Genomic DNA, 22,703 nt, shown 5'->3' with positions numbered 1-22,703 from the left:
GCCCGACATGGGTTTCGCGCAGGCGCGCATCAACGGGGAACCCCGCTCCGCGCCCGCCCCGAGTCCGCACGGGATCTGGGTCTGCCCGTCACCGCCTTCGGGGCTCGGACACCGGACCACCTCCGGGGCACCCGGCGACGCCGTGGGCCGCCCGCGCGCGCTGCGCGGGCGGCCCACGGCGTCGCCGGGTCCTCCAGGCCCGCCAGCCACTTCTGCCCCTGCCGCAGGTCCTTCGCGTACCCGGTCAGGTCCATCGGGCCGCCGGCGGCGGCGAAGCTCGCGACCTGGGTGTTGCCCAGGTCCAGGACGTCCGGGGGAAGGTCTCCGAGGCCCAGGGCATGGCGAATCTTGCACGTACCATTTCAACTCCTGCGCAGGGATGAGCGAACGTAGGTTCGATTAGAAGGTTGTGCGGGCCCCGGGTTCGCGAGGGAAAGTCCGCGCGCCGCCGTGGCGCTCGGGTCGGAGCACGCCCAGCTCGGCCGCGAGCACGCGGGAGGCCGCGCCGAGCAGGACGAGATCGGTGTCTCCCGCCGGCGACCGGATGTCCAGGGAGGCGTGTACGGGGCCGAGCGTGCGGGTCCGCGCCGTCTCCCGCACCGCCCCCAGGAACGCGCCCTCGATCAGCTCGGGCGGGCCGGTCAGCACGATGGTGTTCAGGTTGAGCACGCTGATGACCGGCGCGAGGACCGTACCGAGCACCCGGCCTGCCCCGGCCCGCAGAGCGGGACGCTCTCCGGGCGCAGCCCGCTCCAGCCGCCGGCTCAAGTGGTGGACGTCGATGGCGAGATCGAGGCAGCCGCGTCTGCCGCACCCGCACAGCTCGCCGTCCTCGTCGACGGTGACGTGCCCTGTCTCGCCCGCCGCGAACTGCTCCCCCTCGACCAGCTCGCGGCCGACCACCAGACCGGCCCCGACGCCGTGCCGGGTGGAGATCACCATGAGGTTGTGCGCCCGGGTGTCCCGGAAGTGCAGCACGCCCAGCGCGGCCATGTTCACATCGTTGCCGACATGGGCGGGCACTCCGAAGCGCTCGGCCGGCAGCGCCGCCAACGGCAGGTCGCTCCAGCCGAGATGCGCCGCCAGGCGGATCAGCCCGGTCTCGTCGATGATGCCCGGCGAGCCGACCCCGATCCCGACGAACCTGGTGCTGCTGGACCTGTCGGGGGCCGGGTACGGAAAACAGTGCCTCACCCCCGACGCCCGTCCCGGGCCGCCGGGGTCAGGGCCGCTCCCGCCGTGTCAGCAGCAGCCGGACCGACTGGGGGCCGGCCGCCAGCTGGTGGGCGGGGAGCACACCGGGGCCGCAGGACGCGCTGCCGACCCCATGGGTGGCCAGGGCGAAGGTGATGTGGGTGCGTCCGTCGGGCCGCAGTTCATGGGTGTGGGCCGCCCGGGTCAGCTCCTCGCTCGACCACGGTCGCACCGCGAGCCCGATCGGCCGGTCCGCCCGCACCTCCACGACCCGCCCGGAGACCGAGGTGAGCGCGGCCCGGGTGACCCCGGCGCGCTCGCCGTTCTCCTGGGGGTGGACGTAGCGGGTCTGGAGCGCGTCGACGGTGGCGGAGAACCGGCCGAGCGTGTTGCCCTGTCCGGTGTCCGGATAGGACTCGTGCGGGCCCAGGCCGTACCACTCCAGCGCGTCGATGCGCTCCTCGGTCACGACGTCGAGGGCGATGCGCGGGAGGGGCGTCGGCGCGGGTCCCTCGAAGCTCATGTCGACCCCGAGCAGCAGGCCCTCGTCCACGCGGTGCCCCGTGAGCCGGGTGATCAGCGCCCAGGTCTGCCCGGCGGCTGCCGACCTGATGCGCACCGACCCACCCGCCACCCGCTGTTCGTGTTCGAGGCGGTGCACTCCGGCCTTCCGCCAGGCCGCTTCCAGGGGGTCCCCCGAGAAGGCGCGCTCGTTGTCGACCGGGGCCCGCCACAGCCGGGGGACCAGTCGGTGGGGCCCCAGGAGCGACCGGAGAAGGCCGAGCAGTTCCCCGCCCGCGAGACCGTCGGCCCCCTCCGGGGCCCCCGGCCTCGTCGCTGCCCCGAATCCGGGCGGGGGCGCCGAGGCCACCACGTGCCAGTTCCGGGAGACGGTGCGGCCGTGCGGGTCGACGATGTCGACGTGCACCACCCGTGTGCCGGTCCCGGCGTACGCGTCGATGATCTCCGGGGGCGCCCCGAGCGTGACGGACGTGCCCGGTGCGGCCCGGGGGCAGGGCGCGCTCCGGGACGCGACGGCTCTCCCGTCCTCCTCCAGGCGCCACCGCAGGGTGAAGCCGGCCAGATCGAGCACTTCGTGCCGGTTGACCAGCACCGCCCGGTCCTCCCGCCACTCCACGCGCACCGGGGCGAACACGGCGCGGACGTCGGCCAGCGCCGGCGACGGTGTCCGGTCGGGCAGCAGCAGACCGTCGGCGATGAAGTTGCCGTCGTGCAGCACCTCCCCGAAGTCGCCGCCGTAGAGCCATTCACCGCCGGGGCCCTCGATCGCCTGATCGCTCCACTCCCAGATGAAGCCGCCCTGGCAGCGGGGGTGTGCCTCGAAGATGTCCCGGTACTCGGAGAGGCCGCCCGGGCCGGCGCCCATGGCGTGCGCGTACTCGATCGCGAGGAAGGGAAGCGCCCGCCGCCGGCGGTCGGTCGCCGCGTCGGGATGGCCCGGATCGGCGCGGCGGCCGATCGCCCGAAGGGCCTCGTGCCGTGGGTACATCAGGCAGTACGCGTCCACCAGGCGGCTCGACTTGTCCCCCTCGTACAGGAACAGCCGGGACGGGTCACGCTCTCTGCCCCACCGGAGCATCGCGTCGACAGCGGCTCCGGCACCCGATTCGTTGCCCGCCGACCAGAAGAGGACGCTGGGGCGGTTCTTGTCGCGTTCGATCATGCGACGCATCCGGTCCACGAGCGGATCGGTCCACTCGGGCAGGGTCACCGGGTTGCCCGGCCTGGTGGTGCAGGCGTCCTCGATGTACCCGTGCGTCTCCAGATCGCATTCGTCGACGACGTACAGCCCGGCCTCGTCGCACAGTTCGAGGAACCGGGGGTGCGGCGGGTAGTGGCTGGTGCGGACGGCGTTGACGTTGCTGTCCTTCATCAGCCGCACGTCCGCCCGCATCACCGCCTCGTCCACGGCCCGGCCGCGGCGCAGGTCCCACTCGTGGCGGTTGACGCCGCGGAACATCACCGGATTCCCGTTCACCGAGATCAGCCGGCCGCCGTCCCGGTCGTCCGTCAGCTCCACCCGGCGGAAGCCCAGTCGCAGGCTGATCCGCTCGGAGGGCGTGGCGAGTGTCGCGTCGTAGAGCCGCGGCCGCTCCGCGCTCCACGGCTCGACCGGTCCGGCCGGCAGGCGTACCCGCTGCCCGGGCACCAGGGTCCGGCTGAGCCCCAGCTCCTGAACGGTCAGCTCGGCCGTGGCTCCGTCGGCGGTCGTGATCAGGACGTCGAGGTGTCCCTCGCCCGTGACGGGGTCGTAGTCCGCTGCGGCCTCGTGGTCGACGACGCACCCCGCCGGGCGGTGCAGGAGCAGCACCGGCCGGAAGATGCCGCTCAGCCACCACATGTCCTGGTCCTCGACATAGCTGCCCACCGACCACTGGTGGACGCGCACCGTCAGCTCGTGCCGGCCGCCGGGTGTCACGAGGTCGGTGAGGTCGAACTCCCCGGGAAGCCGGGAGCCGGTGAGTACGCCCACCCGCCTGCCGTCCACGCAGACCCGGGCGCAGGAATCGACGCCCTCGAAGCGCAGCACGACGCGCCCGGAGTCCCAGTGCTCCGGTATGCCGATGGTGCGCCGGTACTCGCCCGTCGGGTTGCGGGACGGTACGTGCGGCGGGTCGAGCGGGAAGGGGTACTCCACGTTGGTGTAGGCGGGTCGGCCGTACCCCTGGAGCTGCCAGTGGCCCGGCACGGTGATCGCGTCGGCGACGAACGGCGAGAGATCGCTGCCGTCGGCGGCGTGGCCGAAGGCGAAGTCCCACGGCCCGTCCAGTTCCACGGCGTCGGCACTCGTGGCGTCCGGACGCACCCATGCCCGCGCGGGCAGTACACCCTCGGGTACGCGCGTCTGCTCCCAGTAGGCGTCCTGCGGGGTCATGCGTCGTCCTCCGCTTCCCTGCCCGGCCTCGCGGGCAGCGCCGCCAGCCGGTCCATGAATCCGGTGTGGTCCAGCTCCGCGATGGTGCCACTCCACATCTTCTGCGCGAGCAGCCCGAAGGTGGGCTCGATCATCGCGCGTACGGTGCGCTCGTCGTAGTCGCGCAGGACGAGGTCGTTCCAGAGGGCGGAGAGCGCACCGAGCAGCGCGGGGTGGCCGGGCTCCAGCGACTGGCCGCCGGGGAAGACGTGGGGCTCCCACTCCTTCCACAGGGCCGGGCCGTCGAGATGTTCGCCGTGGTAGTAGTCGGCGAAGGGAACGAGATAGAGCAGCTCGTCGTTGGTGTTGATCACCTGGAAGCCGTCCTCGACAGCCTGGCGGGGCCCGTACCACTCATTGTTCCACGAGCACAGCACGACGTCCCGGTCGTAGCCGGCGGCCCGCTGAGCCTCACCGGCCAGCTTGGCCTGGCTGCCCCAGGCGATCGTCCGCTTTCCGTGCCCGTGCAGGAAGGCGGCGATCGCGTTGAAGTAGGCGCGGTGGTCGGCGGCCAGCTCCGGCGGGTACTCGTCGGCGCCGAAGTGCACGAACGGGCCCCGGAACCACGGCAGGAACTCCGCGAAGACCTCGCGCATGAACTCCAGCGTCCGCGGGTGGGACAGGTCCAGCAGGTCGGAGTCGCCGCCGTCGTGGCCGAGCGAGGGGTCGAAGGCGATGAAGGAACGGGAGTGCGCCGGCGCGTCGATCTCCGGGACGAGCGTGACACCGTGGCCGGCCGCGACGTCCTCCAGCGCGTCCCAGTCGGCGCGGGTGTAGGACCCGTCGGCCGCCGCGAGACCGGCCAGGGGCGGGTGGTCCGTCGCCAGGCGGAAGGCGTGCTGCGCCTCGGTCCACGGGCGGCCGGTGTCCTTGGCGATCTCGTTGTCGTTGAGGTGGACGACGAAGGTGTTGAGCTTGAACCAGCTCATGAACCGGATCAGTTCGTGGAGGAACTCCGGCGGGAAGTACCGGCGTCCGACGTCGAGCAGGAATCCGCGGACGGGATAGTCCGGCCAGTCCTCGACCGTGCCGCGCCTCAGCGTTCCGTCGGCACGGATCATCTGCAGCAGCGACACCACGCCCCAGCGCACCGCGGCCGTGCTGCGCCCGGTGACGGTCACCGCCGCCGTGTCGATCGCGAGGCGGTGGGCCTCGTCCCGGGCGGCGCCCTCCCCCACGTCCAGGGTGGGGTCGAGCCGCAGAACCACGTCGCTGTGCCCGGAGCCGGCGGCGGACACGGTGACCGGCCGGCCGGTGCGTGCCTGGATGTCGGCCGCGGCCTGTGCGGCCACCTCGGCGAGGGCGGGTGTGTCGTACCGCAGACGCAGTTCGGGGCGCAGGGTCAGCACGCCGCCGGCCGCGGCCCAGTGCTGGACGGCGGGGACGGTTGCGGGGGCGGGGCCGGCTGAGGATTCGGCCATGGGGTGATCCGATCTCCGGCCGGAGCCGCCCGGAGGGGGCGGCGCCGGCCGGTCGATGTCGCGCGGTCGGGGACTGCGTGAAGTGGCGGGTGGAGGGTGCCCGTCGTCGGGCGACGGGGCGGGGCGCCGGGGCCGGTCGGTGCCGGCGCCGGGCCCCGTTCGCGCGGTCCGCCCGGGTGCCGGGCGGAGCCGCGGCGTTCGTCAGCGGCAGCCGACGGTTTCGATCGCTCCGGCGTTCGGCGGGGTGCCCAGCGGTGCGCCGGAGAAGTCCCGGCCGCCGCTGCCTGCGATGACGGCACCGGCGTCGACGGCGGGAGAGCCGGTCTGGAGGCGGTAGCCGCCGACGGTGCCGAGGCCGGTGGCGTGGCCCGGGTTGCACAGCATCGGGTTCGCCCCGCTCCCGGCGGGGTCGGCCGGCCGGTTCTGCACCCAGGAGGAGATGACGTTGTTGCCGAAGGTGAAGCCGGTGCCGGCCGCCAGGTCGAACCCGGCCGTTCCGCTGCCGCCCTTGTAGACGATGTTGTTCCGGAACCTCACGTTGCGCGGGGCGTCGACGTCCTCGTTGACGACGGTCTGGGTGATGCCCTCACCTATGTAGATGGTGTTGTTGTAGAACTCGGCGCTCTCGATCTGCCCCCGGCAGGTCTCGATGCCGCGGTGGTGGTCGTTCTGGCTGATGTTGTAGCGCACCACCGAGCCGCGCTGGATGTTGTCGTGGGTGCAGAGCAGGAAGAACCCGCCCTCGTTGTCGTGGCTGAGGTTGTACTGGAACGTCGAGTCGACGGTGGCGCCGTCGATGTCGTAGGCCATTCCGTCCTTGGTGCCCTTGCCGCCGGACACCTCGTTGAACTGGGCGAGTGTGCCGTTGGCGTTGTACGGCCAGATCCCGGCGTTGTACTCGGCAGAGCGGCGGTTGAAGCCCTCGACGGTGTTGTGCTCGATGAGGGCGCCGAGGGTGGTGTTGACGACGATGCCGTCGCCGCCGATGTCGCTCAGGTGGTTGCCCCGGATGACGACCTGCCGGGCGCCCAGCCAGTTCGCGGCCTCGGTACAGCCGACCTCGGGGCGGCAGTTCCAGGTGCTGAGCTGGATGTTGACGCCCTGCCGGTCGACGCGTTCGAGCCGGTTGTCGAGGATGCTGACGTCCTCGAAGGTGGTCGGGGTCCGCTCACCGGTCACCAGGAACGCGATGCCCTGCGACCCGTCCGGTCCCTTGGTGTCGTCGCCCGCCACGTCGTGCATGTACACATCGCGGATGACATAGCCCCTGCCGGTCCCGAAGTCCTCCAACTGGGCGGTGATGCCCCGTCGTTGGGTACCGGGCCGGCCGGCGTTGGTGATTTCGAGTTCTTCGACCACCACGTGCTGCTGGTTGAACAGGCGGACGGCCGTGGCGGCTCCGGCCCCGTCGACGACGGCGCGTCCGGCCGCGTCCCCGTAGCTCGCGATCGTGAAGGGCGCCTCGGCGGAGCCCGAGCCCTTGGTCTCAAGGGCCCCGGTGCAGGTGGTTCCCCGCTTGAGGAGCAACTGGTCGCCGGGGCCGAAGGTGTGCGCGGCGAACGCGCCGAGGCTGTTCCACGGCGCCGACTTGCTGCCGTCGCCCGCCTCGGTGGCCGAGCAGTCGACGTAGTACGGGGCCCCGGACGGCGCCGCCTCCTGTGTGCCGGACCCCGGCGCGGCTGCCGCGGAGGAGGCGGCGGGACTCAGTACGGCAAGGGCGAGGGCGGCACCGAAAACGACGGCTCGCTTCCGGCCCGGGAGCCGTGGGGGGATCATCCTCATGTGTTCTCCTTTCCTGGACCTGCTGCGTTGCGTGGGCCGGCCCCGGGGGCTCCGGGGCCGGTCACGGTCATTCGGCGAGGAGGCGGCGTTCCTCGCGCCGGCGGCGCTGGCGGGACGGGTCGGGGACCGGTGAGGCCATGAGCAGCCGCCGGGTGTAGGGGTCCTGCGGCTCGCTGGTCACCTGCTCGGCGTCACCGACCTCCACGAGCCTGCCTCGGTACATGACCGCCACCCGGTGGCTGATGTGGCGGACGACGGCGAGGTCGTGGGAGACGAACAGGTACGCCACACCGGTCGTCTCCTGGATTTCCAGGAGCAGGTCGAGAATGCGGGCCTGGGTGGGGAGGTCCAGGGCGGAGACGGGTTCGTCGCAGACGATCAGCCGGGGTTCGAGCGCCAGGGCGCGGGCGATGGCGACGCGTTGACGCTGTCCGCCGGAGAACTCCCTCGGGAGCCGCGCCGCGGCGTCGTGCGGCAGCTGTACGCGGTCGAGGAGCTCGGCGATGCGGCGGTGCACCGCGGTGCGCTCCCCGCCCTGGACGAGCAGCGGCTCGGCCAGGGTGTCCCCGATGGTCAGTGCCGGGTTGAGCGAGGTGTACGGGTCCTGGAAGATCACCTGGACCCGGTTCGCGACCCGGCGGCGCTCCCGCACCGAGAGGTGGGAGATGTCCTCGCCGTCGAAGTGCACCGTCCCCGAGGTCACCGGCGCGAGGCCGAGGACCGCACGGCCGAGCGTGGTCTTGCCCGAGCCGGACTCCCCGACCAGGCCGACGGTTTCGCCGGGGGCGACGTCGAGCGAGACCCCGTGCAGAACGCGGAAGGGCTTCTGCCGCCGCCTGCGCGCGGGATACTCGGTGACCAGGTCGCTTATGGCGAGCAGCGGAGAGGTCATCGGGCGAACTCCTTGCCGACGGGCTCCTTGAGCAGGGGGGTCCGCGGCGGCTTCCCCTCCAGTACGGAGTCCAGCATCATTCGGGTGTAGGGGTGACGCGGGCTCTCGAAGAGGGGATCGACCTCGTTCTGCTCGACGATCCTGCCGAGCCGCATGACCGCCACCCGGTCGCAGATGTCGGCGACCACCCCGAGGTTGTGGGTGACCATGACCATGGCCATCCCGCGTTCCCGCTGCAGGTCCCTGAGCAGGTCCAGGACCTCGGCCTGCACGGTGACGTCCAGCGCGGTCGTCGGCTCGTCCGCGACGAGGACCTTCGGGTCGCAGGAGACGGCGCCGGCGATGAGCACCCGTTGGGCCATGCCCCCGGATATCTGGTGGGGGTAGCTGCGGTAGGTGCGCTCCGGGTCCGCGATGCCGACCCGGTCCAGCAGTTCGAGGGCACGGGCCCTGGCCGCCGCCCGGTCAAGACCGAGCCGCCGCCTCATCGGGTCCGCGAGCTGCGAGCCCACGGTGAAGGAGGGGTCCAGGTTCGACATGGGTTCCTGCGGCACGTAGGCGATGCCGGTGCCGAGCAGGCGGCGGCGTTCCTTCGCCGAGCGGGCTTCCAGCCGCTCCCCCTGATACGTGATCGAGCCGCCGAGGACCGTCGCGTCACGCGGCAGCAGGTCGAGGAGGGCCCAGGCCGTCTGGGTCTTGCCGGAGCCGGACTCGCCGACCAGGCCGAGCACTTCGCCCGCGCGCACGTCGAAGGAGACGTCGTCGACCACGGCTTTGTGCCCGTCCGGGACGGGGTAGCCGATGGTGAGTCCTCGTACCGAGAGCACGGCGTCCGGGCGCTCCGCGTGCGCCACCGGGGCGGCGGTGGTGTCCTTCGTGCCACGGGGCTCGGCGGCCTGCGCGGCGTCCTGTCCCCGGTCCCCTGCCCGGCCGGCGCCCGCGCGCTTGCGGCGCCCGCGGGAGGGGCGGTCCTCCAGCACGTCGCGCAGGCCGTTCCCGAAGAGGATCAGTGCGACGTTGACCAGGCCGAGCGCGATGCCGGGCCACAGCATGAGCAGGGGGGCGATGTACAGGTTGACCAGGGCCTCGTTGAGCATCGTGCCCCACGCGGGCACGGAGGTGTCGGCCAGCCCGATGAACTCGAGACCGGCCTGGATGCCGATCGCCGCCACCGCGGTCAGTGCCGCGTGGATGATGAGGGGAGCGCGTACGGCGTTGAGTACGTGCCGCGTCATGATCCGCAGGTCGGAGAGGCCGGAGACGCGGGCCGCGTCGACGTAGAGCTCGTTGCGCACGCCCATGACGATGTTCCGGGACAGCCGGTGGAAGCCGGGCGCCAGGAGCACCCCGAGGACGGCCATGCTCAGCCAGACACCGCTGCCGAAAGCGGCGCGCACCGCGAGCAGCACCATGACGTTGGGCAGGGCCATCAGCAGGTTGTTGACCCACTCGGCGCCGAGGTCGAACTTCTTGCCCGTGTAACCGGAGATCAGACCGGTCGTCACGCCGAGCCCGACCGCCACGAGCAGGGCGAGCACCGCACCGCCGAGCGTGGTCCGCCCGCCGTACAGGAGGCGCGAGAGGACGTCCCGGCCGGCGCTGTCGGTGCCCAGCAGGTGTTCGCCACCCGGGCCCTGGAGGGCTCGGGTGATGTCGCCGGTGTGCGCGTCGAACGGCGCGATCCACGGAGCCAGGAGTGTGGCGAGCGTCAGCAGGAGCAGGATCGCGAGGGAGGTCGCGGCCATGGGCGAGCGCAGGAGTTTGCCGGTCAGCCGCTGCCGTCGTGGCGTGGGCAGGCCGCCGGCGAGATCGCCGGGAGGGGGCAGGGGGGCGGTCATGACAGCCTCACCTTCGGGTTGAGCCATCCGTTGAGGAGGTCGGTCAGTACGTTCACGACGACGACGATCAGCACGGAGATGATCACGGCACCCATGACGATGGGAATGTCGCCCTTGGTCGTCGCCTCCACCGCGAGCGATCCGATGCCCGGCAGGGCGAAGACCTGCTCGATCATCACGGCACCGGACATCAGGCCGATGAAGTTCAGGGACAGCACGGTGAGGGTGGGCGGTGCCGCGTTGCGCAGCACGTGGCGGAGCAGCACCGTGCGTTCCGCGGTGCCCCGGCTGCGCAGGGTGCGTACGAAGTCCCGGTCGAGCGTGGCGATGGTCGCGCTGCGGACCTGCTGGGCGAGTCCCGATACGGCTCCGAAGGCCAGCGAGAACACCGGCAGGGCCAGCGAGGAGAACCAGCCGCCGACCGAGGTCTCCATCGGGGTGTAGCCCGTCGCGGGGACCAGGCCCCACTGGATGGCCACGACCGAGACGAGGACCAGCGCGAGCCAGAACCCGGGGAAGACGAGACCGAGCACGGAGACGGCCTGGAGCGCCCGGTCCACCCAGCCGCGCCGGACGGCCGCGATCAGCCCGAGGACCACCGACACCGCGCACGAGACGACGATGGTGCCGACGGCCACGGAGAGGGTGACCGGAATCCGGTTGACCAGCAGGTAGGTGACCGATTCCCCGTTGAGCCAGGAGGTGCCGAGGTCTCCCTTCAGGGTGCCGCCGAGCCAGTCCCAGTACTGGACCAGGACGGGCTTGTCGAGACCGAGCGAGGCGGCCTTGTGGGCGACGGCCTGGTCGGACGCCTCGTCGCCCATGATGATGCGGGCGATGTGCTCGCTGTTGACCAGCATGAGCAGGAAGACGACCAGTGAGGAGCCCAGGACCAGGATGATGCCCGCGCCGAGGCGCCGGGCGACGTAGCTAACCATGCCTTCTCCCTGGTGGTGCGCCCGGGGCGCGGCCTGCCGCCGCGCCGCCGGGTCGGTGACGGTGCGCGATCACTTGGCCGACGCGTAGTTGTAGATGGAGGGAACGGCCTGCCCGTTCTGCATCTCCACGGTGATGTCGGGGCCCGTGTAGTACGGCTGCTGGATGCGGTACCAGGGGCTGAACCAGGCGTTCTCGACCAGGTAGGTGTTCAGTTCCCGGTAGGTGCCGCCGCTGTCGCCCCCGGAGGCGGTGGTGATCTTCGAGAGCAGGCCGTCGACCTTGTCGTCCTTCGAGCCCAGGACGTTCCACGGGGCCTTTTCGGTGATCAGCTGCGAGATGTTGCCCCAGGCCACGACCTGCTGGCCGAAGGCCGTGTAGGCGGCGCCGTACTTCCCGGACTGCTGCTCGGGCTGGTACTGGGCGGAGGGCACGTTCGTCCAGCTCACCTTGATGCCGACCGCGGCGAGCTGGTCCTTGACGACCTGCGGGATCGCGGGGTCGACGTCGGAGGACGACGGCATCTTCAGGGCGAAGCCATTGGGGTATCCGGCCTCGGCGAGCAGGCTCTTGGCCTTCTTGACGTCGTACTCGTACCTGTCGTCGAGTTCCTTGACGTACGCCTCGGACGCCGGGTTGAAGATCTGGCTGGTGACCTCGCCGTAGCCGAGTCCGACGTTCTTCAGGACGGCCTTCTTGTCGATGGCGTAGTTGATCGCCTGGCGCACCTTGACGTCGCGGAGGGCCGGGACCTTCTTGCCGCCGCGGTCGAAGAGCGACAGCCCCTGCCAGTCGCCCGACACGGTGTGGACGGTGAGCGTCTTCACCGCCTTGACCTGGCTGATGGTCTTGGCGGTGCCTATCGCGCCGTCGATCTGGCCGGAGCGCAGCGCGTTGAGCCGGGCGTTCTCGTCGGCCATGGGCTCGATCACGATGCGGTCGAACTTCTGCAACTCGGGGTTCCAGTAGTCCTTGTTCGCCGTGTAGACGTACTTGGCCCCCGGAGTCGTCTGCCCGCGGTCGAGGCGGTAGGCGCCGGAACCGACCGGCTGGGTGGCGATGTCCGGGTTGTCGAACTGCTTGGTGGACTGCATGAGTCCGGCGGGGCCGCCGAGGTTGTACACGAGGGAGGGGTCCGGCGTGGAGAGGTCGATGACCAGTGTCGCTGCGCCCGACGTGCTGATGTCCTTGACCGCGCCGAGGCTGCCGGAGAGCGGTCCGTCCGCCTTGCGGAAGCGGTCGAGGTTGGCCTTGGCCGCCTCGGCGTCGAAGGCCGTGCCGTCGGTGAACTTGACGTCGTCGCGCAGTTTCAGCGTCAGCCGGGTGTTGTTCCGCGCGTACTCCCAGCCGGTCGCCAGCATGCCGGTGGTCTCACCGCTGGGCAGGCGGCGGACCAGTGTGTCGAACACGGGCTGGAAGTACTGGACGAACTGGGCTTCCCGGGACTGCGCGGGGTCGAACGACTGGGGTTCGACGCCGGCACCGAGCACGAGTTCCTTCGTGGCGCTCCCGCTGTTCGCCGCCGTACCGCCGCCGCAGCCGCTCAATGCAAGCATCAGGGCGGCCGCCGCGGCCACGGCGGTCTTACGTCCGGGTGAGTGCACGATGACTCCTTCGAGTTCAGCACGTAAGCGGTGCGGACGGCTCTCGCGGTTCCCACAAGCGCTGACCCAGCTAGCTATGTGCATGGTTCTATAGGTGGCGTTGACTGTACGGCCGGTTTCCCTGAGTGTCTATGGGTATTGAGATATAGTGAGGTTCTTATGAACGAGCCAACGCGTCTGACCAAGATGGAGTGCATCCTCCTCGGCCGGCTGGCCACCAGGCCGATGGCCGGGTACGACCTGCACAAGTGGCTCGCCAAGGAGGGGCCGTTCTTCGGCTACGTCCCGCAGCCGTCGCAGATCTACCGCCAGCTGGGCAAGATGCTGGACAGGGGCTGGGTGCACCTGGAGATCGACCGCAGGAACACCGGGCCGGACGCCAAGCTCTACCGGCTCACCGACGCCGGTCTCGACACCTTCCGGGCGTGGGCGGAGTCGCCCTACACGCCGAGCGTCCGGCCGCTGGACGCCGACTTCCAGATGCGGATGCTGCTCACCGGGGTCCTCGGCCCGCACATCGCCCTGCGGGTGCTGAAGACGGAGATCGACTACCGGCGCGCGCAGGAGAGCGCCAGTCAGCCCTACCAGGACGACATCGACCCCGACGAGGTCCGGTTCCCGCTCGACATGGACTGGCACCGGGAGCTGGTGCGGACGGTGGGCGAACGTTCCTTCCTGCTCGGTCAGACCAACCTCAACTGGCTGGAGATGACCTACGCCCGTCTCACCGCGGAAGCGGAGAACGCCGCCGCGGCACAGTCCGCGACATCCAGCCACAGCTGAGGAGCCACCCCATGCGGATCATCTACGTAGACGTCGACACGCTCCGTCCGGACCACACGGGTCCGTACGGGTACGGGCGCCGGATCACGCCCAACCTCGACGCGTTCGCCGAGCGGGCCGCGGTGCTGGAGGGCTACTACGCCAGCGACTCCCCGTGCGTCCCGTCCCGGACCGCGCTGACCAGCGGACAGTTCGGCATCACCAACGGCGTCGTCGGGCACTTCGGCGACGCGGCACGCTTCCGCATCGACCTCGGGCACGGTCTCGAAGGCGGGCGTCCCCTCCTCGGCCAGCACCTCGGCGCCCACGGCTACCTGACCGCCGGCATCTCCTCCTTCGCCGAACGGCACCGGGCCTGGTACTTCTCCGGCAACTTCCGCGAATCCATACGGGCCACCCCCGATGTCGGCGACGAGCCGGCCGACATCATCACCGACCGGGCGCTGGAGTGGATCGGCGGCCACCGGGACGACGAGGACTGGTACCTGCACCTGACCTACTGGGATCCGCACATGGATTACCTCCAGGACCCGGAATGGACCGACCGGGCCCGCGCTTCCGGCCCCCCGCCCGCCTGGCCGGACCAGAGCGCGATCGACGCCCACGCCGAGGTCTACGGCCCCCGGTCGGCCCTGGACTTCATGTACTCCGACGGGCTGTTCGAACCCCGGGTCCCGTACAACTTCCCGCAGTCCATCCGCACCCGCGCCGACTACGAGAAGCTCATCAACGGCTACGACGGGGCGATCCTGTACTGGGACCACCACTTCGGGCGCCTGCTGCGGGGGCTCGAGGAGCTCGGTCTGCGCGAAGAGGTCGCGATCATCGTCAGCGCCGACCACGGCGAGTCCTTCGGCGAGCAGGGATCCTACGCCGAACACGGCCTCGCCAGCGAGTCCGTGCACCGCCTCCCGCTGATCATCCACTGGCCCGGTGTCACCGGCGACGAGCAGCGGCGCAGCGACGCCCTGCTGTACAACCTGGACCTGGCGCCGACCATCTGCGACCTGCTGGACCTGCCCGTTCCGCACAAGTGGCAGGGCAGTTCGTTCGCGGAGCTCGTCCGCGGCGGCGAGATGGAGTCGCGTGAGTACCTGGTCCTGAGCCACGGCGCCCACACCTTCCAGCGGGCGGTGCGCGACCGCGACCACCTGTACATCCGCACCTACCATCCGGGGGCCTTCCGGGCCGAGTGGGAGTCGCTCTTCCACGTCACCGAGGACCCGTACCTGACCAAGGACCTCTCGGAGTCGGACCCGGAGCGGATGACCCTGATGCGCTCCCGCCTCACCGAGTGGTGGAACACCTACGCCGGCCGGCCCGGGTCGCTGCCGGACCCCATGCAGACGGCCCTCCAGCAGGGGCCGACCCTCTACAACGACCCCGACCTCTACATCGAACACCTGCGCCGCACCGGCCGGGACCATCTCGCCGACGACCTGCGGGCCCGGCTGACCCCGGACAACGGCGCGGTCGTCACCTCGTGGACGGCGCAGGCGGACCCGCACCGCGCCGGAAAGATCGGTCCGCGCCCCGGCCGCCGGTTCGCGGAGACGCGTGAGGACCTCTTCTGAAGCCGGCTCCCTCCCCCGGGAAGGAAGCCGTAGGGAACGAGATGACGAAGTGGGAAAGCCGATGGCCCCGAACAACTCCCCCGCCACGCCCGCGACCGGTACGGGCGCCGACCCGGCCCCCGTACCCGCGCCGGTGAGCGCCTGCTGCTCGCCGGGGCGCAGGACCACGCCCGAGGGCGGTGTCCGTGTGCCGCGCGGCCGGGCGCGGGGCGGGGCCACCGGCCTGGTGACCCTGCCTGGCGGGGCCTTCCGGATGGGTACGGACCACGCCGACCGGTTCGAGTCGGACGGTGAGGGGCCCGTGCGGGAAGTACGGCTGAGCCCTTTCAGGATCGCGGCGACCACGGTGACGAACACGCAGTTCGCCCGCTTCGTGAAGGAGACCGCGTACCTGACCGACGCCGAACGGTTCGGCTGGTCGTATGTCTTCCACCTGCTGGCGTCACCGGCCGCGCGCCGGGCCGCGCCGCCCGCCGCGGACCGGACGCCCTGGTGGCTCGCCGTCGACGGCGCCTGCTGGCGCGCCCCCGAGGGCCCCGGTTCCACCGTCGGTGACCGGCAGAACCACCCCGTCGTCCACGTCTCCCACAACGACGCGCTGGCCTTCTGCGCCTGGGCGGGGGCCCGGCTGCCCACCGAGGCCGAGTGGGAGTACGCGGCGCGCGGAGGGCTGGACCAGGCGCGCTATCCCTGGGGGGACGAGCTGACCCCGCGCGGCGCGCACCGCTGCAACATCTGGCAGGGCGCCTTCCCGCACCACAACACCCTGGCGGACGGGTATCCGGGGACCGCGCCGGTGAAGTCCTACCGCCCCAACGGGTTCGGCCTGTGGAACGTCGCGGGCAACGTCTGGGAGTGGTGCGCGGACTGGTTCGGCGTCGACCACCCGGCAGCCCCCCTGACCGACCCGGCCGGCCCGCCCGAGGGCACGGACCGGGTCATCAAGGGCGGTTCGTACCTGTGCCACGACTCCTACTGCAACAGATACCGCGTGGGTGCCCGGAGCAGGAACACCCCCGACTCGTCGACGGGCAACACCGGCTTCAGGGTCGCGGCGGACGCGTCGAACGGGGCCTGACCCGCGCACCCCGCCTCAGGGCGCCGTGCCCCACGGCGCCTCCGCCTCCAGCTGCGCCGCCAGGGCGAGCAGCGTTCCCTCTCCGCCGAGCGGGGCGCCGAACTGGACGCCGAGGGGCAGGCCCCGGCTGTCGTGGCCGAAGGGGAGGGACATGGCGGGCCTGCCGGTCACGTTGTAGACGCTGGTGAAGGCGGAGCTGACGGAGGCGTGGCGGTAGATCGTCTCCGGGGCCGCGGTGTCGAGGGTGCCGAGGAGGGGGGTGGGCTGGGCGAGGGTGGGGCTGAGCAGGACGTCGAAGTGGTCGAAGGCGGCCGCGGTCTCCCAGCCGATCTCCTGGGCGCGGCGCAGAGCGCGGCTGACGTCGGCCGCCGGCAGGGCGCGGTAGGTGTCGTACACGACGCGGGTGAAGGGTTCGATGTCGTCGTCGGCCAGCGGCCTGCCGAGGGCGGTGAGGCGGGCCTCGATCTGGGCGACCAGGTCGGCGCCCATCAGGACGGCGGAGGTGGCGGCGACGTCTCCGGGGCGGTAGCGGGCGGTGGTCTCGGTGACGTCGTGGCCGAGGCGTTCGCACAGCAGGGCGACGGCTCGGGCCGCTTGCGCGCACTCCGGGTGGACCTCGGGTCCTTCGGGGAGGGCGGTGAGCAGGCCGATCCGCAGCCGGCCCGGGGCGCGGCGGGCGAGTTCGGTGAAGGGGGCGGCGGGGGCCGGGGTGGCGTAGGCGTCGCCGGGCAGGGGCCCGGCGGCGACGTCGAGGAGCAGGGCGCTGTCCCGGACGGTCGTGGTGAGGGCGTGGTGGACGGAGACGAGGCCGGAGAGGGTGGTGGGGCGGGGCGCGGGCGAGACGCGTCCCCGGCTGGGCTTGAGGCCGAAGAGGCCGCAGGCGGCGGCCGGGATGCGGATCGAGCCGCCGCCGTCGCTGGCGTGCGCGACGGGGACCATCCCGGCCGCGACGGCCGCCGCCGAACCGCCGCTGGAGCCGCCCGGGGAGCGGTCGGTGTCCCAGGGGTTGCGGGTGGGGCCGAAGAGCGCGGGTTCGGTGGAGGCGTTGAGCCCGAATTCGGGGGTGTTGGTGGTGCCGAGGACGACGGCCCCGGCGCGCCGGTAGCGGGCCACGAGCTCGCTGTCGCGCCGGGCGGTGGCGGTGGCGAAGAGGCGGCTGCCACCGGTCGCGGGCAGGCCCTCGACGTCGGTGCCGAGGTCCTTGATCAGGACCGGGACGCCGTGCAGCGGGCCCTCGGGCAGTCCGGCCGCCACCTCGGCGAGCGCGGCATCGAAGCGGGTGTGGATCACCGCGCCCAGGCGGGGGTTGTCCTTCTCGATGCGGGCGACGGCCTGTTCCGTGACGGTCCGGGCGTCGGTGGCGCCGCTGCGGACCGCCTCGGCCGTGGCGACGGCGTCCCGGGCGCTCACGACACGTACCCGGCGGGCTTGCCCCAGGTCTCGCGGCGGGTGGTGTCCCGGTCGACGAGGACGCAGCGGGTGCCGGTGAAGTTGGTCGGCATGCACTTGTTGCAGTGGATGCACAGCGAGGGCGTGGTGTCGTCCCGGCTCAGGCGGTTGATCAGGTCGGGCTCGCGCAGCAGGGCCCGGGCCATGGCGACGAACTCGAAGCCCTCGCGCATCGCCCGGTCCATGACGGGCTTGGTGGTGATGCCGCCGAGCAGGATCATCGGGAGCTTCACGGCGGCCCTGATCTGGCGGGCGTCCTCCAGGAGGTAGCCGTCGCGGTAGGGGTAGCTGCGCAGGAACCGCTTGCCGACGAGCTTGACGCCGAGCTTGATCGGCTGCGGCATGATCGCGGAGAAGTCGTCCAGCGGGGCGTCGCCCTTGAAGAGGTACATCGGGTTGAGCAGGGAGCTGCCCGCGGTCATCTCCAGGGCGTCGACCGTGCCGTCCTGTTCGAGCCACTGCGTGACGGGGATGGCCTCGTCCAGCCAGAAGCCGCCGGGCACCCCGTCGTCCATGTTCATCTTGGCGATGACGGCGATCCGGCCGCCGACCGCGTCGTGGACGGCCCGCATGATCTCCCGGGCGAACCTGGCCCGGTTGGCCAGGCTGCCGCCGTACGCGTCGGTGCGGTGGTTGACCTTGGGGCTGAGGAAGGAGCTGGCCAGGTAGTTGTGGCCGAGGTGGACCTCGACGGCGTCGAAGCCCGCATCGACGGCGCGGCGGGCGGCCTCGGCGTGGGCCTCGGTGACGCGCCGGATGTCGGCGAGGCTCGCCTCCTGGGCCCAGCTGAGGGTGGTGGCGTGGAAGTGTTTGGACGGGGAGAGCGCGGGGGCGCCGTTGCCCTTGGGGTTGGCGACGGGGCCGCCGTGGCCGATCTGCGCGCTGACCGCGGCGCCCTCGGCGTGGACCGCGTCGGTGAGCGCGCGCAGGCCGGGCATCGCCTCGTCGGTCCAGTGGATCTGGTGGCGGTCGGTACGCCCCTCCTTGGCGACGGCGCAGTAGGCGACGGTCGTCATGCCGACGCCGCCCTTGGCGTAGGCGACGTGGAAGTCGACGAGGTCCTTGGTCACCAGGGACTTGTGGCTGAGCCCTTCGTAGGTGGCGGCCTTGATGACGCGGTTGCGGAGCTTGAGCGGGCCGAGCTGGGCCGGGGCCAGGACGTCGGGCGTCTCGGTGGTGGTCATGCGGGGTTCCTCTCGGACGGGGCGTGGTGGCAGGCGATCCGGTGGCCGGGGCGGATCTCCCTGAGCAAGGGCTCCTGCTCGGCGCACCGGTCGGTGGCGAGCGGGCAGCGGGTGCGGAAGCGGCAGCCGGAGGGCGGGTTCAGCGGGGACGGGAGTTCGGCGGCGGTCCCGGCGGGCGAGGGCTCCGGTTCGCCGAGCGGTCCCGGGCCGCGCTGGACCTCGGGGAGGGAGGCGAGCAGCAGCCGGGTGTAGGGGTGGGCGGCCTCGTGGTGCATGCCGTCGGAGGGCAGGACCTCGCAGACCTTGCCGAGGTACATCACCATGACGCGGTCGCTGATGTTCTTCACCACGGAGACGTCGTGGGCGATGAACACCATGCTCAGCCCGCGCCGGCTCACCGTCGTCTCCAGCAGGTTGAGGATCTGCGCCTGGACGGACACGTCGAGGCTGGAGACGGGTTCGTCGCAGATCAGCACCTCGGGGTCGAGGAGCAGGGCGCGGGCGATGCAGACCCGCTGGCACTGGCCGCCGGAGAGTTCGTGCGGTCTGCGCTCGCGCACGGTCGCGGGGTCGAGGCCGACGTCGCGCAGGGCCGCGTCGATCCGCTCGTCCTTGCCGCGGGGGTCGTCGCCGCTCCCCCAGATCGAAGGCCCTTCCCACACCAGGTCCTTGACGCGGCGGCGCGGGTTCAGGGCGGAGACCGGGTCCTGCATGATGATCTGCATCCGGGCGCGGGCGCGGCGCAGCTCTTCGGGGGCGAGCCCGGTCAGGGTCACGTCGCCGAGGCGTACGGTTCCGGAGTCCGGGGGCGGCAGCTGGATCAGGCAGCGGCCGACGGTGGACTTGCCGCAGCCGGACTCGCCGAGGATGCCGAGGGTTTCGCCCGCCGCGACCTCCAGGCCGACGCCGGAGACGGCGTGCACCTTCTGCCCGCGGCCTGCGGGGTACTCCACGACGAGGTCGTCGGCGCTCAGCGCGGGGGCGGGGCGGGTGCTCGTCATACGGCGGCCTCCTCGGCGGCTCCCAGGGGGTGGTGGCAGGCGACGGCGCCGGATTGGCCGTGCCCGGTGAGCCGGGGGGACTCGGTGGCGCAGCGCTCGGTCGCCAGGGCGCAGCGGGGGGCGAACCGGCAGCCGGGTGGCGGGTTCAGCAGATGGGGCGGGCGGCCCTCGATGGTGGGCAGCAGGGTGTGCGGGGGCTGGTCGATGCGCGGCACGGAGGCGATGAGGGCGCTGCTGTACGGGTGCCGGGGGCGGTCGAACACGGCGGCGGTGGGGGCGTATTCGGCGAGGCGGCCGGCGTACATCACCGCGACCCGGTCGGTACGGCCGGCGACCGTGGCGAGGTCGTGGCTGATCAGGATCGTCGCCATGCCCAGGTCCCGGGTCAGCGTCTGGAGCAGGTCGAGGATCTGCTTCTGCACGGTGACGTCGAGCGCGGTGGTCGGTTCGTCGGCGATGAGCAGGCGCGGCCCGCAGGCCAGGGCCATGGCGATGACGACGCGCTGCCGCATCCCGCCGGAGAGCTCGTGCGGGTACTGGCGGGCGCGGCGGGCCGGTTCGGGGATGCCGACCTGCCGGAGCAGGTCTACGGCGCGTTCGCGGGCCGCCGTACGGTTCAGTTTCTGGTGCAGCCGGACGCTCTCGGACAGGTGGGTGCCGACCTTCTTGACGGGGTTGAGCGAGGTCATCGGGTCCTGGAAGACCATGGCGACCTCGGTGCCCCACAGGGCTCTGCGCCCGGCCGGGCCGAGGGCGTGGACGTCCTGGCCGCCGAGCAGGACGGTGCCGGAGACGGTGGTGGCGGGGCCGTCGGTGATCAGGCCCATCAGGGTGCGGCCGAGGACGGACTTGCCCGAGCCGGACTCCCCGACGATGCCGAGCGTTTCGCCTTCGCGCAGGGCCAGGCTGACGCCGTCCACGGCCTGTACGGGGCCCTGCGGGGTGTGGAAGACGGTCCGTACGTCGGTGGCGCTCAGCAGGACGGGCGCTCGGGCGTCCGTGGTGGCCGGGGGCGTTTCGGACAGGGGCTTGGTGGTCACAGTTTCACGCTCCGGGAGTCCCAGCGCCCGCGAGCCTTCTCGCCGACGATGTTGAAGGCGAAGACGGTGAGGAAGAGGAACGCGCCGGGGACGAGCACGATGTGCGGGTGCTGCTCGAACACCCGGCCCTCCCCCTCCGCGATCATGTTTCCCCAGGTGGGTTCCGGTGGCTGGATGCCGAGTCCGAGGAAGCTGAGGGACGCCTCGGCGACGATGAGGACCGAGATCATGACGACGGCCAGTGACAGCAGGGGCAGCAGGACGTTGGGCAGCAGTTCGCGCAGGAGGATGCGGGAGCGGGTGGCTCCCATGGCCCGGGCGGCGACGACGAATTCGCGGTTGGCGTACGCCATGGTCGTGGCGCGGGCGAGCCGGACCATGCCGGGGATCGTGAGCAGGGCCAGCGAGAAGGCGATGTTGCGCAGGTGCGGCTGGAGGACGGTCGCCAGGGCGATGAGCAGGATCAGCGGGGGCACGGCGAGCAGGGAGTTGGTGGCCATGCCCACGACCCGGTCGGCGGCCTTCCCGAAGTAGCCGGCGACCATGCCGATCGCGCCGCCGACGACCGTACCGATGGCGACCGCCGACAGGGAGATGAGCAGCGAGGAGCGGGCGCCGTACAGGGATCTGGACAGCAGGTCGAGCCCGAAGCCGTTGGTGCCGAGCGGGTGGCTGCCGGCGAACACCGGTCCGCTGAAGACGGGTTCGGCGACGGTCATCGCCACGTCCCGGTCCTCGGCGAGCGGCAGCCAGGGGGCGGCGAGCATCGCGAGGCCGAGCAGTACCAGCCAGCCGGCGCCGAACCAGAACACCACGTCGAAGCCGGGCCCCGCCCACCGCTTGCCGAGCCGGGAGGCGCCGGCCAGCGTCAGGCCGAGGCCGGCCAGGGCGACGGCGGTCCGGGCGAGCGGGACGAGCCGGCCCGTGCGCGCCCCGTACACCAGCAGGACGAGTCCGGCGGTGGTCAGGGCCAGGGCGGTGAGCAGCGGCAGCGGGAAGGCGGTCCGCGCACGCGGAACGATCTCAGACATGGACACGTCGCGTCCTCGGGTCTAGGTAGCCGTAGGAGAGGTCGATGCCGGCGTTGATCACCACGTAGATCACGGCGATGGTGAGCACCGCCCCCTGGACCATCGGATAGTCGCCCTGGCCCGCCGCGTTGACGATGAGCGTCCCCATGCCGGGCAGCGAGAACAGGTACTCCACCACGACGGTGCTCCCGATGAGCCGGCCCAGGCTGAGCCCGAGCAGGGTGACCAGGGAGAACGAGGAGGGGCGCAGGGCGTCGGAGAACAGGATGCGCAGCGGGTTCATGCCCTTGGCGCGGGCGGCGAGGATGTAATCCTCGCGCAGGGTGACGATGAGGTCGCCGCGCAGGACCCGGGTGAACATGGCGAGTTCGGCGAGCCCCACGGTCAGGGCCGGCAGGAAGGCGTGGTGCAGGTTGCCCACCAGGTCGCCGTCGCCGATGCGCACCCATTCGGCGCGCGGGAACCAGCCCGCCGAGTCGACCAGGACGAGCACCAGCAGCAGACCGGCCAGGAAGCTCGGCACGGACAGCACGCCGAAGGTGCCCGCGCCGATGACCCGGTCGGCGGCCGAACCCTCCCGGTACGCCGACCACATGGCCAGCGGCACCGCGATGGCCAGGGCGATCAGCAGTCCGAGGACCGCGATCTCGAAGCTGACCGGCAGCGCGGACAGCACCCGGTCGGTGACACCGCTCTGCGGGGGTACGACGGAGTGGCCGAGGTCGCCGGTGAGGGCGTTGCCCAGCCAGTGGAAGTAGCGGGTGACGAGCGGCTGGTCGAGGCCGAGGCCGTGGCGGACCTCGGCGTACTCGGCGGGCGAGCGTCCCGCCCCGAGGATGTCGACGGCCGGGTCCGAGGGCATCAGGACCACCAGGGAGAACACCCCGATGCTCGCGACGAGGAGCACGCCCACCAGTTCCAGGGCCCGCAGGGCGAGGCGGCGCAGGGCGGCGGGACTCAT

17 protein-coding genes are annotated in these 22,703 nt (G+C 71.8%); 3 read left to right on the top strand and 14 right to left on the bottom strand.

Annotated features, from left to right (window positions below; genetic code table 11):
* Positions 1-399 precede the first annotated feature (399 nt).
* From E6R18_RS16590 to E6R18_RS16555, 8 genes are all read right to left on the bottom strand, one after another.
* The gene (locus tag E6R18_RS16590) at positions 400-1,194 is read right to left on the bottom strand and encodes an ROK family protein (protein ID WP_136317666.1); all 795 of its coding nucleotides are present in this window, start codon (positions 1,192-1,194) and stop codon (positions 400-402) included.
* A 28-nt stretch (positions 1,195-1,222) separates the two neighbouring features.
* A complete protein-coding gene (locus E6R18_RS16585) occupies positions 1,223-4,090 on the bottom strand; it encodes a glycoside hydrolase family 2 TIM barrel-domain containing protein (RefSeq protein ID WP_136317665.1) in 2,868 nt (955 codons plus the stop codon).
* Positions 4,087-5,550 (bottom strand): glycoside hydrolase family 20 protein, encoded by a 1,464-nt coding sequence (locus tag E6R18_RS16580; protein ID WP_136317664.1) that lies wholly within the window; start codon positions 5,548-5,550, stop codon positions 4,087-4,089. The genes E6R18_RS16585 and E6R18_RS16580 overlap by 4 nt, the downstream gene beginning before the upstream one ends.
* Positions 5,551-5,751: 201 nt before the next feature.
* A complete protein-coding gene (locus tag E6R18_RS16575) occupies positions 5,752-7,332 on the bottom strand; it encodes a right-handed parallel beta-helix repeat-containing protein (protein ID WP_136317663.1) in 1,581 nt (526 codons plus the stop codon).
* Between the two features lie 67 nt (positions 7,333-7,399).
* Complete coding sequence (locus E6R18_RS16570; protein WP_136317662.1) at positions 7,400-8,224, bottom strand: ATP-binding cassette domain-containing protein; 825 nt, start codon at positions 8,222-8,224, stop codon at positions 7,400-7,402.
* A complete protein-coding gene (locus tag E6R18_RS16565) occupies positions 8,221-10,062 on the bottom strand; it encodes a dipeptide/oligopeptide/nickel ABC transporter permease/ATP-binding protein (protein ID WP_206308300.1) in 1,842 nt (613 codons plus the stop codon). The genes E6R18_RS16570 and E6R18_RS16565 overlap by 4 nt, the downstream gene beginning before the upstream one ends.
* Positions 10,059-11,000, bottom strand: coding sequence for an ABC transporter permease (locus tag E6R18_RS16560; protein WP_136317660.1), 942 nt, complete (start codon positions 10,998-11,000; stop codon positions 10,059-10,061). The genes E6R18_RS16565 and E6R18_RS16560 overlap by 4 nt, the downstream gene beginning before the upstream one ends.
* Before the next feature lie 69 nt (positions 11,001-11,069).
* Positions 11,070-12,602 (bottom strand): ABC transporter substrate-binding protein, encoded by a 1,533-nt coding sequence (locus E6R18_RS16555; RefSeq protein WP_168712371.1) that lies wholly within the window; start codon positions 12,600-12,602, stop codon positions 11,070-11,072.
* A gap of 159 nt (positions 12,603-12,761) precedes the next feature.
* Here E6R18_RS16555 and E6R18_RS16550 point away from each other — a divergent pair, with 159 nt between their 5' ends.
* The 3 genes from E6R18_RS16550 to E6R18_RS16540 all read left to right on the top strand — a co-directional run bounded on the left by E6R18_RS16550 (position 12,762) and on the right by E6R18_RS16540 (position 16,037).
* A complete protein-coding gene (locus E6R18_RS16550) occupies positions 12,762-13,385 on the top strand; it encodes a PadR family transcriptional regulator (protein ID WP_136317658.1) in 624 nt (207 codons plus the stop codon).
* An 11-nt stretch (positions 13,386-13,396) separates the two neighbouring features.
* Positions 13,397-14,959 (top strand): sulfatase, encoded by a 1,563-nt coding sequence (locus E6R18_RS16545; RefSeq protein WP_136317657.1) that lies wholly within the window; start codon positions 13,397-13,399, stop codon positions 14,957-14,959.
* A 61-nt stretch (positions 14,960-15,020) separates the two neighbouring features.
* Entirely contained in the window at positions 15,021-16,037 is a 1,017-nt protein-coding gene (locus tag E6R18_RS16540) for a formylglycine-generating enzyme family protein (protein WP_136317656.1), read from the top strand.
* A 15-nt stretch (positions 16,038-16,052) separates the two neighbouring features.
* Here E6R18_RS16540 and E6R18_RS16535 read toward each other — a convergent pair whose 3' ends face one another.
* The 6 genes from E6R18_RS16535 to E6R18_RS16510 are packed head-to-tail and all read right to left on the bottom strand — an operon-like array spanning position 16,053 to position 22,703.
* Positions 16,053-17,447 carry an amidase gene (locus E6R18_RS16535; protein WP_136317655.1) on the bottom strand — a complete coding sequence of 465 codons (1,395 nt, stop codon included), beginning with the start codon at positions 17,445-17,447 and terminating at the stop codon, positions 16,053-16,055.
* Positions 17,444-18,670 (bottom strand): NADH:flavin oxidoreductase, encoded by a 1,227-nt coding sequence (locus E6R18_RS16530; RefSeq protein WP_136317654.1) that lies wholly within the window; start codon positions 18,668-18,670, stop codon positions 17,444-17,446. The genes E6R18_RS16535 and E6R18_RS16530 overlap by 4 nt, the downstream gene beginning before the upstream one ends.
* Positions 18,667-19,671, bottom strand: coding sequence for an ABC transporter ATP-binding protein (locus E6R18_RS16525; RefSeq protein ID WP_136317653.1), 1,005 nt, complete (start codon positions 19,669-19,671; stop codon positions 18,667-18,669). The genes E6R18_RS16530 and E6R18_RS16525 overlap by 4 nt, the downstream gene beginning before the upstream one ends.
* The gene (locus E6R18_RS16520) at positions 19,668-20,711 is read right to left on the bottom strand and encodes an ABC transporter ATP-binding protein (RefSeq protein WP_136317652.1); all 1,044 of its coding nucleotides are present in this window, start codon (positions 20,709-20,711) and stop codon (positions 19,668-19,670) included. Before E6R18_RS16520 ends, E6R18_RS16525 begins: the two co-directional genes overlap by 4 nt.
* Positions 20,708-21,742 (bottom strand): ABC transporter permease, encoded by a 1,035-nt coding sequence (locus tag E6R18_RS16515; protein WP_136317651.1) that lies wholly within the window; start codon positions 21,740-21,742, stop codon positions 20,708-20,710. The genes E6R18_RS16520 and E6R18_RS16515 overlap by 4 nt, the downstream gene beginning before the upstream one ends.
* Complete coding sequence (locus tag E6R18_RS16510) at positions 21,735-22,703, bottom strand: ABC transporter permease (RefSeq protein ID WP_136317650.1); 969 nt, start codon at positions 22,701-22,703, stop codon at positions 21,735-21,737. The genes E6R18_RS16515 and E6R18_RS16510 overlap by 8 nt, the downstream gene beginning before the upstream one ends.

This window comes from Streptomyces sp. A1277 (assembly GCF_004795015.1).
In the GTDB taxonomy this organism is placed as follows: Bacteria; Actinomycetota; Actinomycetes; order Streptomycetales; family Streptomycetaceae; genus Streptomyces.
The sequence above is the reverse complement of the archived record's forward strand: the minus strand, read 5'-3'. Positions and strand labels throughout refer to the sequence as shown.